Source organism: Nocardia vinacea (assembly GCF_035920345.1).
GTDB classification, from domain to species: domain Bacteria; phylum Actinomycetota; class Actinomycetes; order Mycobacteriales; family Mycobacteriaceae; genus Nocardia; species Nocardia vinacea_A.
Genome location: NZ_CP109149.1, coordinates 10,007,613 through 10,023,856, shown reverse-complemented (window position 1 = coordinate 10,023,856; position 16,244 = coordinate 10,007,613). Strand labels below are relative to the sequence as shown.

Annotated in this window: 5 protein-coding genes; 3 read left to right on the top strand and 2 right to left on the bottom strand. The window is 66.2% G+C overall.

The annotated features are described in order from the left end of the window. Position 1 precedes the first annotated feature (1 nt). Positions 2-1,153, bottom strand: a complete 1,152-nt coding sequence (locus OIE68_RS45460) for an oxidoreductase family protein (RefSeq protein WP_327097050.1) — start codon at positions 1,151-1,153, stop codon at positions 2-4. After that, positions 1,150-12,267 (bottom strand): polyketide synthase, encoded by an 11,118-nt coding sequence (locus tag OIE68_RS45455; protein WP_327097049.1) that lies wholly within the window; start codon positions 12,265-12,267, stop codon positions 1,150-1,152. The genes OIE68_RS45460 and OIE68_RS45455 overlap by 4 nt, the downstream gene beginning before the upstream one ends. 355 nt (positions 12,268-12,622) lie before the next feature. Here OIE68_RS45455 and OIE68_RS45450 point away from each other — a divergent pair, with 355 nt between their 5' ends. From OIE68_RS45450 to OIE68_RS45440, 3 genes are all read left to right on the top strand, one after another. Beyond that, the gene (locus OIE68_RS45450; RefSeq protein WP_327097048.1) at positions 12,623-13,975 is read left to right on the top strand and encodes a hypothetical protein; all 1,353 of its coding nucleotides are present in this window, start codon (positions 12,623-12,625) and stop codon (positions 13,973-13,975) included. Between the two features lie 10 nt (positions 13,976-13,985). Beyond that, positions 13,986-14,555 carry a GNAT family N-acetyltransferase gene (locus OIE68_RS45445; protein WP_327097047.1) on the top strand — a complete coding sequence of 190 codons (570 nt, stop codon included), beginning with the start codon at positions 13,986-13,988 and terminating at the stop codon, positions 14,553-14,555. 399 nt (positions 14,556-14,954) lie between these two features. Then, complete coding sequence (locus OIE68_RS45440; RefSeq protein WP_327097046.1) at positions 14,955-16,133, top strand: damage-control phosphatase ARMT1 family protein; 1,179 nt, start codon at positions 14,955-14,957, stop codon at positions 16,131-16,133. Positions 16,134-16,244: the final 111 nt, after the last annotated feature.

Below are 16,244 nucleotides of genomic sequence, written 5' to 3'. Positions count from 1 at the left end.
TCTACCTCGCTCCTGTTCGACTGTTGGCTTCGAAACTGTCTGTGTCAGATGGGGTTCCGGTGGCGTATGCGGTGGTGACCAGGTTCAGGGCGGTCAGCACTCTAGGCGCGAACCGTGCGCGCTCGGTGACGGTCATCTCGGCGGTATAGCCGTCCAGGGTTGCCAGCACGACGAGCGCTGCGAACCGCTGGGCTCGGTCGAAGTCGTCGAGGCATTCGGCGAAGCTGTAGGCCAGCCCCGATTGCGCGATCAGAGTTTGGTGGTAGTGGCGCAGCAGGGGTTCCTGCCAAGCCTGCCGGTGTGCCGGGTGCAGCGACGACATCAGCAGCACGGCCAGGTCGGACAGCGGGTTGCCCCACATCGTGAACTGCCAGTCGATCAGTCGCGCGGTCATCGGCCGGGCTGGGCCGGCAGTGGTGAAGACGAGATTTCCTGCCCACAGATCGCCATGGCATACCGAGATCAACGTCGAGCCTTGATGCGCACCGATCAACTCCTGTTCCACGTCGATGCCGGAGATGATCCGTTGCACCGCAACCGATCCGACATCGGGCTGACAGATCTCCCATGCGCGGGGCAGATCGTCGAAACCCGCGCGAATGGCGGTGATCAGATCGGCGGAGGACGCGGAAAGCAGCCACGGATGCGGCGGCACCGAAAAGTCCGCAGCCGTGTTGGCGGCGAGCGCGTGCAGAACCGCCAGCGGCCGCATCGCGGCCCGTGCTTGCGGATAGGTCAGCCCCCGAGCCAATGCGGTGGGATCGGGTGCGCCGGATGCGCCCAGGTCTTGCAGCGCCAACGCCCCACGCCCGTCGACGCCGAGTGTCGACCAATAGCATCGCGGAGCGATCAGCTCAGCAACCGGCCCGTGCTCACCCAGGAGTCGGTAGCTGCGCACTTCCCGCGCGACTGCGTCGGCGTCGCGGATCCACTGGGCCCACACACTGTTGCCCTGCGGTGCGGTCTTGTAGATGAAAGAGCGGTCACCGCAGCGGACGCGATGCACCCCGCAGGTCGAGCCGCCCGCGCGGAGCAGGGACTCCGCCGACACCGGCTGCTCATGGTTCACCCTCCAGCCCAGCCGGGTATGCAGCCAATCGTGGTCGATGTCAGCGACATCCACGGCGGAGAGGCCCGGGCCGAATCCGGTCATCGGGCCGCCACCGCCGAAGTGCCTGCCAACTCGGGCGCCGGGGGCAGAAATCCTTGGGCGCGAAGGCGTTGCAGATGCAGCGCGATCAACTCGGGCAGCGACGGGCAGGAGTCGATCACCGTGGGTGCGGCGGCGCGGGTGTTGCCGACATCGAGGCGTGCCTTGCGGAAGTAGGGATCCGGCGACTCGGTGAGCAGCGGCACCAGTGGGTACAGCGGGTTGCCGTCCTCGTGCCGCAATGCCCGCACAATGGCGTCCCACTCGTGTAGCGCGACGGTCTGGATCCGATACCCGTTCGCGCGCACTGCCTCGATGAACTCGGCATAGCTGATCGGGTCGGGATGGGTCAGATGGAACGTGGAGTGTGTCCGGCCTGTGCGCGAGAGGTCCACGATCAGGTGTGAGGCGTAGTCGACCGGGGTGAGGTCGATCGTTGCGTCCAGATCCGGGCATACGCCGAGCTCGATGACGCCGCGCAGGAAACGGTTCATGAAGTCGCCGGGCTGCCCGCAGCCGCCGGTAGTGGCGCACAAGAGCACGCCGGGGCGATAGATGTTGGTGGGCAGGCCGAGACTGCGGGCGTGGTCGACGAGTGTGTCTGCCACCCACTTGGTTTCGGCGTAGCCGCCGCCGTACATGCTGTCGCTGTAGGCCAGCGGTTGGTCTTCGTAGAGGACGGCGTGCCGGTGATAACCGTGGGCATCGAATACCGCGTCGGAGGAGACATAGTGAAACGGTGTCGGGTGATGCTCGGCGGCCAGGCGCAGAAGCTCGCGGGTCCCGCACACGTTGGCGGGCTCGAGTTTGTCGTAGGGCAGCAGCGCGTTCACGTGTGCCCCGCAGTGGTAGATCGCGGTGATCTGCTCAGCGAGGTGTCGCCACTGATTGGTCGCCACTCCCAGTCTCGGACTGGACAACTCGGCGGGGATGGCGACGATCCGCTCCCGCCACGCGTCGTCGATCTCGCCGGCTTCGGTCAGCGCGGCGATCACCCTCTGGTTGGCCTGATCGGTGTCGCGTGCGCGCACCAAACAGTGGATACGTGCCGAGGTGGCCTCGAGCAGATCCCGTGTCAGGTAGCGGCCGAGGAATCCGGTGGCACCGGTCACCAGCACGTCCTCGCCCCTGTCGGCGTCCGGAGCGAGCCCTGTCGCCACAGTGAGGTCCAGGTGAGCATCGTCGAGCAGCCGCGACCGCTGCCGGATCGGCACCGAAGCAGTCGTGAGAGTTGGTGCTGGGAAGAAGCCGCCGCGGCGCAACTCGTGCAGGCAGGTTTTCGCGGTCTCTGCGATGCGGCGCATGTCCTGGTCGGTGTGGGCCGCTGACAGGTAGCAGACGCGGGTTTCGAGAACGTAGACCCCGTGCAGCGCGAGCAGGTGGAAGAACAGTTCGAGTTCGAGGGAGGAACGCAGCAGCCGATAGTCACCCTCGCCGATGAACCGGAACACCGAGGTGAAGTACACGATCCGCAGCGGGAATCCTTCACTGCGGCAGAAGGTGTTGAAGTCCTCGGCCAGCCATGCCACGTGCTCGCTGGCGCGCTGCGCCAGCTGCGGGCCCTCGGCGGCCACGCGAGTCAACACTGCCGAGGCCGCCGCCATCGTCAGCGGGTTGCGGTTGAACGTTCCGCCGTAAAAGGTCGTCGGCACCGAGGGGCTCGAGTCGTCACCATAGGACCAGGCACCGCCGTCGATGGTGTCGAGGAATTCAGCACGCCCGGCGACGGCACCGACCGGCAGCCCCCCGCCGAGGATCTTGCCGTAGACGGCCATATCGGCGTCCACACCCGACCAACCTTGTGCACCGCGCGGTCCGACCCGGAACCCGGTGACCACCTCGTCGAAGATCAGGGCCATACCTGAGGCATGGGTCAGTTCACGCAACGTGTGCAGGAACTCGGCCGGCTGCAGATCGGGTCGACGGCTTTGCACCGGCTCGACCAACACCGCGGCCAGCTCCGCACCGAGGCCACTGATCACTTCGAGGCTCTCCGGTGCCCCGTAGTCGAGCACGATGACATCGCTCATCACGCCCGCACCGACACCGCGCGACATCGCCATGGATTTCTGGGTACCGGCGGGCAGGGCCAAGGTGCCATCAGACCAGCCGTGATAGGAGCCCTCGAACATCACGAACCGGGTCCGGCCGGTGGCCGCGCGCGCGAAACGCAATGCGGCCATGACCGCTTCGGTGCCGGAGTTGCAGAACACCGCGCGCTGGTTGCCGGTGATCTCGCACAGCTGGCGCGCGACGTGGCCGGCGCCCGCGACCTGGGGGCCGATGTGGACGCCCTCGTCGAGCTGCGCGCGCAGCGCCTCGAGCACGAAGTCGGGCTGGTAGCCGAAGAAGTGCACTCCGTAGCCCATCGCGATATCGAGGTACTCGTTGCCGTCGACGTCCCAGAACCGGGAACCGTAGGAGCGTTCGGCCACGATCGGATAGCACAGCTCCTTCAACGACATCTGGAACGGTGTCATCCGACAGTTCGCCATCACCGGCCGGTCCTGCGCGGCACGGGATTTCGACCCTGAAGTGCGAGCGGCGTACGCCGCGACGAGCTCGCCTATGAAGGCCGTCTGCTGGTCGGTCAACAGCCCCGCTACTGGCGGCCCGCCCGCCAAGCTGGCGGGCCCGGATCGCAGCATCGGCGTCGATGCCGCCAGCGGTTCCGCTGGTGCGGGGCTCGGTGGGGTCGGTGCGGTGGTGTGGGGCTGGCGGGCGGTCACCACAGCGACAACATCGTCGACGGTGGCCGCCTCGTCGATGAGTTGCTGGAATGGGATTTCGACCTGGTAGTGATCGCGCAGGAAGTGGCCCAGGCGGGTGAACATCAGCGAGTCCGCGCCCAACCCTTCGAGGCTGGCCGCGCTGTCCAGCGCCTCAGGCGTAAAGCCGAGCAACGCGGCGACACCAGCGTGGATCTCGGCGCGCACTGTCGAAGCCGATGGTGTAGGCGTTGCAGGTGTATCTAGTTGCGGTGCCACAGGTTTCGGCGCGGCCTGGGCCGATGCGCCAAGCGCAGGCGGCGTTGCACTCCAGATGCTCTCGTGTTTGAACGGATAGCCCGGCAGCGCGACCCGCCGTGGCAGGCCTGCGGGGTAGAGGCGCTGCCAGTCGATGTCGAATCCCTCGCACCACCGTGCGGCCACACCGACGAGATCCCGGTCGGCGTACAGATGCTCGGCGGCTTGCGGGTCGAGGTGACGCGGTTGGGTCCCGGCATTACCGCGGTGCACGCTGGCCGCGGTCGCGCCGTTGCCGAGCACAGCCTGCAGGCGGGCGCGGACTTCGCTAATCGAGGCAGCGACGACAGCCAGCCGGTGGCGGTAGTGCTGGCGGCCCACCTGCAGCGTGTAGGCGATCGCGCCCGGGTCGTGCCCGGCGGACAGAGCGTCGGCGATGCGCCCGATGCTGGCGCGCAGGTCGTCCTCGTCGCGGGCGGAGAACGGGAAGACGAACAGTCCTTGCGGCGTCGGTTGTGTTGCGGGGGTGTGAGATTCGACGATGACGTGGGCGTTGGTGCCGCTGAGGCCGAAGGAACTCACTCCGGCGATCCGCGCGGCGTCGGTCGGCCAGTCCGTGGCTGTGCCGGGCACCTGCAACCGCAGCTGCGCCCAGTCCACGTTGGTGTTGAGGTGTTCGCAGTGCAGCTGGGCGGGGATGACGCCGTGGTGCACCATGAGGACTGTCTTGATCAGTCCGGCCAGGCCTGCGGCTTCTTCGAGGTGTCCGATGTTGGCCTTGACCGACCCGACGAACAGTGCGCGGGCCCGGTCGCCGTCGAATGCGGCACCGAGGGCGTTGAGTTCGATCGGGTCACCCAGTTGTGTTCCGGTGCCGTGGGTTTCGACGTAGGTGACCTCGGCGGCGGTGATTCCGGCGTTGCGCAGCGCACGTGTGATGACCGCTGTTTGCGCGGCACCGTTGGGGACGGTCAACCCGGAGCTGGGCCCGTCGTGGTTGACCGCGGACCCGCGGATCACCGCGTGGATGGGGTCGCCGTCGGTGAGAGCGTGGTCGAGGCGCTTCAGCACGATCGTCGCGACACCCTCGCCGCGCCCGAATCCGTCGGCGGCCGCGGAGAACACTTTCGAACGCCCGTCGGACGCCAATGCGCCCAGCTTGCACAGTTGGACGGTTTCGAGCGGGTCCACCATCAGTTTGCCGCTGCCGACGATCGCGAGTTCGCAGTCACCGCTGCGGATCGCCTGCACCGCGGAGTGCACCGCGACCAGCGCTGATGAGCATCCGGTGGCGATCACCAGGCTCGGGCCGTGGCAGCCGAACTTGTAGGACAACCGCCCTGCGGTCATGCTCAGCGTCGTCCCGGTCGCCAAATAAGGTTCGCTGCCCAGGCCGGCGTCGGCTTGGCGCAGGTAGTCGTTGAGGAACTCGTCGCAGCCGAGATAGACCGCGGTGTCGCTGCCATGCAAAGATGTCGGGTCGATTCCGGCGTTCTCCACCGCGTGCCACGCCGATGCCAGCAGCAGCCGATGCCGCGGATCCATGCTCGCGGCCTCGCGCGGGGAGATCCCGAAGAAACCTGTGTCGAAGAAGTCCAGGCCGGTGATCGTCGCAGCATCACGAACATGCATCTTGCCCGGTGCCTGCGGCGACGGATCGTAGAAGCCATCGACATCCCAACGGCCAGGCGGGATTTCGGCCACCATATCCTGGCCTTCGAGCAGCAGCTTCCACAACTCGTCGGGAGAATCGGCGCCCGGGAACTTGCACGCCATGCCGATGATCGCGACCCCGGTCTCCCCCTGCGCCGCCTCGGCGTCTCGATCGGGTCGCGCACCCGCCCCGGCCGCAGCTACGGGCTCCGCAGTTACCGGGATCGGTGCCGGTGTGGCCGTGATGTCATCGGTGAAATGCCGGTCGGCGAGGTGCTCGACCAGGGCATCGACGCAGGGGTGGTCGAACGCGACGGTGGCAGACAGTCGCACACCGAGATCGGTTTCCAGCTTCGCGCGCAGGTCCAGAGCGCCCAACGAGTCCAGGCCCATCTCCTCGAGCCCGCGGCGAGGGTCGAGGTGATCGGGATCGCAACCCAGCAGGGCAGCCACGGCTGTAGAGACCTCCCGGCGCAGCAGCTCTCGGGCGTGCTGCGGGGCCGTGTTGCGCAGCCGGGTCCGCAACGATCCGGTCGCGACGCTGGGGGAGGGTTCGGTCGATGCGGGGTTCATCAGGGCCTCGATCGTCGGAGTGGGGTAGTTGCGGGAGACTGCGAAGCGTTCCCAGTCCATGTCGGCGACGACCGCGTGCGGCGTCGCGCTGGTCAGCAACCTGGTCAGGGCGGACACCGCAGCGCCTGGAATGAGGCGGGTTTCGCCGTCAGCGCGCAGGGCTGCGCGTTGGGCCTCGGTGAGAGCGGCCGACATGCCTGCTCCGGCCCAGCTGCCCCAGCTCACACTCACCGCGGGCAACCCACGCTGGCGGCGATAGGCGGCCAGACCATCCAGGAATCCGTTGGCGGCGGCGTAGCTGGCTTGCCCGCGATAGCCGATCACCGAGGCCAGAGAGGAGAACAGGACAAAGAAGTCCAGGTCTCGATCGGCGGTGAGCGTGTGCAGCAGCCACGCACCACGCACCTTCGGCCCGAGCACCCCCGCGATACGCGCCGCGGTCTGCCGGACAAAGATTCCGTCATCGACCACGCCAGCGCAGTGGATGACACCACGCAGGTTCGGCCCGCAGTCGGCGAAGATTTCGCGGATCCGCGCCTCGTCGGTCACCTCCGCGCACACCACCTCCACCGTGACCCCGCTCGCCGACAGGGCCTGCCAGGCTCGGGTGTCGGCGGGCTTGCCGTAGCGGCTGACCAGGATCAACCGCTGCGGCCGGTGCTGGGCAAGCGCCGCCGCCACGTGCAACCCCAATCCCCCTGTGCCGCCGGTGATCACATAGGTCCCGTCATGACGCACCGGCACCGCCGCCTCCGTTCCAACGTCGTGGCGCGGGATCAGGCGGGCACGGTGGACGGTGCCCGCTCGCAGCGCGAGTTGTTCACCCGCGTCGGTGCCGTGGCGCAGGCGGGTGGTGATCACCTCGAGATCGCTGCCGCTGATCTGGGTGGGCACTGTGATCGCGGTGCAGGCGAGGTCGGGGTGCTCGGCGGTGATCGTGCGAGCCAGCGCCGCCAAACCCGCACTGCGGATATCGCGTTCACGGGTCACGAACCACAGGCTCGACACCGCGCTCGATCCGGTGGCGAACTCCAGCACCGCCCTGGCTGCGGTCACCACCGGCAGCAAGGCCGCCGCAGGGTCCTCTCCCCCATCTGGGTCAGCGACCAGCAGCACACGCAGTGACATCACCGGTTGAGCCAGGCGCCCGAGTTGGGTGGACAGCGACGAGTCCGTGTCGGCCGAAAGGTCAACCGGCACAAGCGCACAGGACGCTCCGCTGGCTCGCAGTCCTGCGGTGAGCCGTTGCGTGAGTTCGCCGCGGGGGCCGATCACCACGTAGCCGGTGACCGGACCCGCAGCGGTCGCCGGGATCGGTGCAGGCTCCCAGACGAGGTCGAGGATCGGCGGGATCATCGCATCTTCCGGTTCGCTGGCTGGGGCGAGTGCGCGCGGCGGCGCCTCGCGTTCCCTGGGGTGATGTGGGGCTGGCTGGAGGTCGATCCAGTGGCGTCGTCGCTGGAAGGCGTAGGTCGGCACCGGGACACGGCGGCGGGGGAAAGGGTTGTCGAATCCGTTCCAGTCCACCGGGATTCCGGCCAGGTACAGAGCGCGGAAGGCGGCGAGGATCGCATGCGGGTCGCGCGGAGCCAGGCTGGGCAGCCACAGAGCCGGGCTGTCGGGCAGGCAGCGACGCCCGAGACTGCTCAACGTCGCCTTGGGGCCGATCTCGACGAACGCCCCGATCCCGAGCTGGTCTGCCCCGGCCATCACCCGGGTGAACTGCACTGGTTCGATCATGTGCCGGACCCAGTAATCGGCGCTCTGCAGCTCATGGGCGCCGGCGAGTTCCCCGGTCAGGTTGGCGATGATGTTGCACCGCGGCGGCGAATACACCACCGTTTCGGCCACCGCTCGATACGGCTCGGCGACCGCGACCATCGCCGGTGAATGGAAGGCCCGCGACACCGGCAACACAATCGGTTCGATCCCACCGCGCTGAAAGGCGGCGACGACAGTGTCGAGAACGGTGCGGTCACCGGAGATCACCGTGCCGTCGGGGGCGTTCACCACGGCGATCGAGACTTTCTCGTTGAATCCGATCAACGCCGCGGCGACGGTGTCCGCGTCCGCCGGGACATACACCATTGCGCCGGGCGGGGTGAGTTCGTCGACCAACCGCGCCCGGGACGCGACCAATCGCAGCCCATCCTCGAGGCTGAAAACCCCGGCAAGACAGGCTGCCAGGTACTCCCCGAGGCTGTAGCCGACCACGAGATCAGGCCGCACGCCCCAGGATTCCCACAGCGCGGCGATCGCGTAGCCGACGCTGAACAACGCCGGGTGCGCGATCGGGTTGTCATCGATGCAGTCCGCTGGGTCCGGCCCGTACAGCAGCGCCGATAGCGAACACCCGATCAGCGGAGCCAGGATCGCGTCGCAGCGATCGAACGCCTCCCGATACACCAGCTGCGTCTCATATAACACCCGCCCCATCTGCGGGTATTGCGATCCGTGGCCGGTGCACAGGAACGCCACCGGCGGCTGCTGCGGCCCCACTGTGGAGGCGGTCCCGCCGAGTTCCGGTTCGGATAGCAGCTGCGTCAGCTGCGAGCGTGCGTCGGCAGCGTCGGTGGCCAGCACTGCGATCCGATGGTCGAAATGGCGGCGCCCGGTTGCGGCGGAGAAGCAGATGTCAGCGAACCGGTCGGCCGGTTGCTGGTCGAGATGGTCGTGGTAGCGCTCTATGTTGGCGCGCAACGCATCCGGAGTGCGGGCTGAGATCGTCAACAAGTGCGCGGGCCGCTCGATATCCGGTGCCGGTGAGACCGGCTGGCCGGGTGGCTCTTCCAGGACAACGTGGCAATTCGTGCCGCCCATGCCGAAGGAACTCACCCCGGCGCGGCGCACCCGCCCGTCGACGCTTGACCAGTCGCGCAGTTCGGTGTTGACGACGAACGGGCTCGCCGCCAGCGCGGCCCGTGGGTTCGCGGTGGTGAATCCCAGGCTGGGCGGAATCTGGCGGTGGTTCAGGCTCAGCGCCGTTTTGATCAGTCCGATCACTCCGGCCGCCTCGTCGAGGTGACCGATGTTGGTTTTCACCGACCCGATCGCACACCACGCCCCGTCGCGATCGGTGCTGTGCCCGAATGCTTCGGTCAGGCCCGCGATCTCGATCGGATCACCCAATATTGTGCCGGTGCCGTGTGTTTCGACGTAGGAGATGTCCTCGGCGTTCACCCCAGCGTCGTGGTGGGCTCGGGCGATGACCTCGGCTTGGGCGGCGACGTTGGGGCCCGAGTAGTCGATTTTGTTTGACCCGTCGTTGTTGACCGCAGAGCCGGTGATCACTGCGTAGATGTGGTCGCCCTCGGCCAGGGCGGCGGACAAGCGTTTGAGGACTACGACACCGAGCCCGTTGCCGAAGACCGTGCCGTCCGCGGCGGCGTCGAAGGCCCGCAGGTGCCCATCGTGAGACACCATCATCCCCTCGCGCCACAAGTAGCCGGTGTCCTGCGGGGTGATGATCGAAACGCCTCCGGCCACGGCGATCTCGCACTCACCCGACAGCAGCGCCTGGCGCGCCATGTGCACCGCGACCAGCGAGGTCGAGCAGGTGGACTGCACATTGACGCTCGGGCCGCGCAGGTCGCACTTGAACGAGGTCCGCATCGGCAGGTGATCGCGCGAGTTGCCCACCTCGATGCGTAACTCAGTGGCATCGTCGAAATGCCTGTGGCTCAAATAGATTCCGGACCGCAACTTCGCCGGGAGCACATTGTTGATCAGATAGGTGCTCATGCTCGACCCCGCATACACACCGGCCCGGAGGCGTCGGGTGTCGGCACCGGCGTTCTCGAGCGCCTCCCACGCGCATTCCAGGAACAGCCGCTGCTGCGGATCGATCACTGCGGCCTCGGCGGGGCTGTAGCCGAAGAATTCCGCATCGAAGTACTCGATGCCCTCGATCGACGCGGCCACCGGCACGAAGTGCGGATCGCGAGTCTGATCGGTCGGCAGCCGGAACACCTGCGAGTCCGGCAACCGTGTGATCGACTCGACCCCGTTGCGCAGGTTCGACCAGAACTGATCAAGTGTGTCGGCACCAGGAACTCGGCAGGCCATGCCGATGATCGCCACCGCCCCCTCGTCGCGGCCTGGCGCCCGGTACTGCGTGACCGGAGCGCGGTCGGTGGGCTCGCCATCGGCGCGACCGCACAGGAAGCTGGCCAGGGCCTGCGCCGTCGGATACCGGAACAGTGTCTCGGCGGGTAGATCCCGTCCCAGCTCGGCAGCGATGCGCTGGTGCGCGTGCACCATCATGAGCGAGTCGGCACCCAGGTCGAAATAGCTTTTGTGCACGTCGATCTGCGTCACCTCCAGCAGCTCGCACCAGATCCGGGTGACCAGATCCCGCACCGACGTAATCGACTCCTCCGCAGCGCTTTCGGGTGCCACACACGTTGCGAGGGCGGCCAAGGCACGCACGTCAACTTTGCCGCTGGGGGTCAGCGGCAAGGCATCGACAACGATCACCGCCGCAGGGACCATATAGTCGGGCAGTGTCCGGGCTGTATTGGCGCGCAACACTTCCGGCAGGGCCGCGATGTCGGATCCGTTAGCGGCCACGACGTAGGCGAGCAGCCGGCGGGTGTCGTGACCGGCAGTGTTGGCGGTGACGACGCATTCGGCTACGGCCGGGTGTTCGGCCAGGGCGGCCTCGACTTCGCTGGGTTCGACGCGGTACCCGCGGATCTTGACCTGGTTGTCCGCACGGCCGAGGCATTCGATCGTCCCGTCGGGCAGGTAGCGCCCCAGATCACCCATCCGATACAGCCGCCGCCCCCCGATCATGAACGGGTTCGGCACAAACCGCGCCGCCGTCAGCCCCGGACGCCGGTGATAGCACCGCGCGAGCAACTCGCCCTCGGCATAGATCTCCCCGACCTCTCCCTGCGACACCGGTCGTAGCGACCGGTCGAGCAGGTACAGGTTCATATTCGCCACGTTGGGGTGGCCGATGGGAACCACGCCCGGCCACAGGTCCGGGTCACCGGACAGCGTGTACGTCGCCACATCGATGCATTCGGTCGACCCGTAGTGGTTGTGAATGACACACCCGCTACGGCGGGCGAACTCCCGGATCGCGGGGGTCACCCGCAGCACCTCGCCGCCGACGATGAGTTCGGCGAGCTCGCCCGGCGCCTCGGCACCGTGGGCGGCCTGCGCGATCTGCTGCAAGGTGACAAACGGCATGTACCACTTCTGAATTCGCCGAACTCGAGCGAACTCCAGCAGCGCCATCGGATTACGGCGGGTGTCTTCATCGACCTGCACAAGCGTCGCGCCGGTGCACAATCCGGCGAAGATCTCATGGAAGGCCACGTCGAAACTGATCGGCGAAAACAGCAACGTCCGGGTACCGACCTCCGACAGCCATGCATTTCGGTGCCAGGCAACAAGATTTGCCACCGCCGCATGCTCGACAACGACGCCCTTCGGCTGTCCGGTCGAGCCGGAGGTGTAGATCATGTAACAGGTGGCCTCGGCCGGTAGCGTGCCCGGCAGATCGTGATCGGCCCGCGAGGCGATCGCGGCGGCCTGCTCATCGAGCCAGACAGTGGTCATCTCCTGCAGCTGCGGGTCCAGGTCCTCGACCGGGAGCGCGCCGGCGGTGATCACGACCTCGACACCGGAATCGGAAACCATGAACGCCAACCGATCTCGCGGGTACGCCGGATCCAGCGGGACGACCGCACAACCTGCCTTCACAATGCCCACCACCGCGGCGATCTGATCGATGGACCTGTCCACACACAGCCCAACGGCGTCACCCATCTTCACCCCGACCGCGACCAGTTGCCGCGCAATGCGATTCGCATACGCGTTGAGCTGCGAGTAACTCATGATGCGGTCGCCGAATTCGACAGCGGGCGCGTTGGGGTAGGCGCGGACGGTGTGCTCGATCAGATGATGAACAGCCACCCGCTCATTCGATGTGCCCTCAGAATTCAATCGTGTCGAGAGCGGGGCATCATGCCGAGATCGATCCTCGCAGAATCGTTCCGTGTCATGACTCATCTCATCCACCACCTGATATCCGGCCATCACTGTCGACGCGGACACCCGCCCGAGGCTCGGACCCAGGCAGGATCCGGGGATGGCACACACCACGACCCAGCACCGAGCGGGCGTCCACGGTGCCAACAATCCCGCTATCCCCAGGCCAGGCCAATTCCAGTTCGAGTGCGGATCGAGTGCCGTTCGAGTGCGGGCCTGCTCACCTGGTCGCACCCGAAATCGACACGCGCACACAATGAATCATGCGACGATCAAGGCGATGTCGGAGAACAACGTTCAGCTGCGAGCCGCCCGGCAGGCGATCGTCTCGCCTGTGACCGGCTACGCAATGTCTCGCGACGAGGTCGCAGAGGCCGCCAACGCGTGGGCACATGCCCGCGGCGTCTCGATGGACATGTCCGGCAACTATGTCGGCAGGTTGGAACGGGGCACGATGCGCTGGCCCAACGCCGACTACCGAAACGCGTTGCGGGCTGTGCTGGGAGCGGCTACAGACGCCGCTCTGGGGTTCTTCCCACCGGGCGAGTCCGCTGTCGTGTCGACGATCGCTGGGCATATCATCGCCGATACACACCACGTCGCCCGGGAACCGAAACTAGACGAGGACGACGACATGGAACGGCGACAACTGCTCGTCGGTGGGACCGCAGCCGGTCTCACCGTCATCACACACCGCCCACAACGCTTCCCCACCCGCATCGGCATAAACGCCGCCAAACGTCTTGCGGCGCGGGTAGACAGCTATGTCAACACCGAACAGCGGGTCGGCGGAGGCACGCTGGCGACCGCGGCCCGAACCGACCTCGAGCACGCCGAGATGATGTTGCAGACCCACGACATCGATGGCGCCGCACTACCGGCCTTCGTTTCGGCGGCGGGCAATATGGCGGTCATGGCGGGCTGGCTGTTCTACGACTCCGACGACCAGGATGCCGCCACCGCCTGCTACCGCGACGCATTGGCGTTGGCCGCCGAGGTCGGCGATGACGAACTGGCTGCCCACACCTGCCTCAACAGGGCGTTGCAAACCATCACGCAGGCCCGACGCGGAAAAGCCAACCCGCACTCCGCGTTGCGATCCGCCCTGCGAGCCGCTGACCTCGCCCGGCCCGCGGCCGCGGGCCGAATCCATGCCTTGATCGCCGCGAGGCAGGCGCTGGCTCATTCCTGCCTCGGCGACCGCTCGGCGTTCAACCGCTCGATCGCAAGCGCGTGGCGGGAGATGGACCTCGCCTACGATCACGAACCTCTCGACCAATGCCCCGACTGGTTGAAATTTATGTGCCACAACGAGGTTCGCTACCATGAGGCTTGTGGCAACGCATACCTCGGCGACGCTTCGATGTCCACGGAGTTGTTCGAGCAAGTGGCCGCCGAGCGCGCCGGGCAACGCAACGCCGCCCACTATCGCGCCTGGTTCGCCTGCTCCCTGGCCCAAGTGGGCAACATCGCCGACGCAATCACCGAAGCCACCGACGTCATCACCAACCTCGCCAGCGGTGTGTCCTCGAGCCGAACCTTGCGTGTGTTGGAGCCGGTTCGCAACGCCGCAACCAAACCGCACCATACCGACTTCCGAGAACGATACGATCAGCTCTCGATCCAGGTCTGAAGGAGGTCCGATGGCGGAAGACGTTGCTCTACAATCGTTTTCTGGTGAACAGGCCCGCACGATCCGCAGCACGATCGCCGACGTGCAGGCCCGCGGATACGTCGATGCCATCGCCACTGGCAACCCGTTCGAGTCCACCGAAGCGTTCATGGAGCGGTTCGAGGTCTACTCGGCCATACCGGGCTTCTCGATGATCCTGGCAACCATCGACAGCGAACCCGTCGGCCAGACATTCGGCTGGCCGCTTGCCGCCGACACCACCTGGTGGACCGGCCTCGCCCTCGATCCAGGACAGCCCACTCTCACAGAGTTCGCCGCCGAGGACGGAACCAAGACATTCGGACTCAGTGAACTCATGGTCGACAAAAAACGCACCGGGCGCGGCATCGCCAGCGCGCTCTATAGAGGCCTGCTCGCCGACCGACACGAGCAGCGGGTCACCTGGCTGGTGAATCCCATCAACAAGGCATATGCGATCTACCGGCACTGGGGAGCACGACGTGTCGGCACGCTCCAACCCTCCTGGGACGGTGCCCCCCGCTTCGACGTGCTCATCGTCGACCTTCCACTCTCGACCTGATCCGACCGTTTACGCCATTCACATTCCGGCCGCTCGGCTGCTCTCCACCCGTCTTGCGGTTCAGCCGACGCGGGCGACGGCATCGGCCGAATGTTGGGCTCGGCCGATGCCGTCAATGGCGGTTAGCTGCTGCGTCGGTTGAGGTTTGTGATGAGTTCCCGATTGACCGAGAGCGCGGCGTCGAGTTCGAGGTCGCGCTCGGTCGGCCGACGTGTTCCATGCCCACTCAGGCAGGTGTGGTGGTTGTGATTGGGTTGACCACGTCAACCATCTCGTGACGTCACTGGTGCTCCAGCTTCCCAATGCCTCCACCGCACAGCACGTCGGCCCGTCCGGAATCAGCCGTACCGATCAACGAGCCGTGCCGCGCACCCGAACGGATAGGACAGGATATCGCTCATGACCGTCGCGCCGCCGATCCTCACCGGCACCCCAGGCTCGTTCGCCCGCAGCGTCTTCCACCAACGCCACCCCAAACTCATCGATCAGGTCATCGCTGCCCGTCCATACGGATCGAACGAGGAAGCCGCGCTTCATCAGCTGCTCGGCGAAAGCACGAGTGGTGTCATCGACCAACTTCCGGAATCGGCGGCGGACTGGGAACAGTGGTCGGAATGGGGCCGCGGAATATGGGGACGGACCTGGGCCGACACGCCGTTCCTATGGGCCGAAAGCTTCTTCTACAAACGGCTCCTCGAAGCCGTGGGCTACTTCGGTCCCGGTGTGTGGCATGGGATCGACCCATTCGAACCGACCAAGACCGCTGAACTGAGCAGCCCAACGGTCAGCGACGAACTCGCCGCGCTCGACGACCTGGAACGCCTTGACGAGGAAAGCAGGCGGAACTCGCTGCTCGTATCAGCGTTGTGGGGCAATCAAGCGGACCTGGGATTCCGGCTCACCACCGACACACAACACCGATCATCGAGTCTGCTCGTCGACGACAGCACCGCGCTGTGGACCATCCTCGAGGACTCCGTCGCCGCGACCGTGTGCATCATCGCCGACAACGCGGGCCGCGAACTGCTGCCGGATCTCATCCTCGTCGATCACCTTCTCACCAGCCGTCTCGCCGCACGCGTTGTCTTGTACGTCAAGCCCCATCCGTATTACGTTTCCGACGCGACAATGCACGACATGCTCGCAGCACTTCGCAGGCTTCGCGCCGCGTCCGAAACGCAAGCACACAAAATCGGCATGCGGCTGTGGCAGGCGTTGTCCCAAGATCGCCTGATCGTGCGCACGCACGAATTCTTTTGCGCCCCACTGCCATTCCACGACATGCCAGACGATCTGAGAGCGGAACTGGGCACCGCGACGATCACAATCCTCAAGGGCGACCTCAACTACAGACGCCTCGTCGGCGATCGAAAATGGGCTCCAACCACATCATTTCGCGATCTGGTCGACTACTTCCCCTCCCCTCCCACTGCATTGCGAGCACTGAAATCCGACGTAATCGTCGGACTAGCACCCGAAGACATCGAAACCCTGGACCTCACAGACAGCCGATGGCGCACCAACGGCGAACACGCCGTCATACAAACTGGATCCACCACCCTCAGTAGGAGGCGGTAATTCCATGATGAACGAACTCGACCACTCACCCGGCGAGCAAGCAGACCCACCTGAAGATCTGGAGCCCGACCGCGTTCCAGGATCGAACTGTCAACACGAACTAGTCATGCA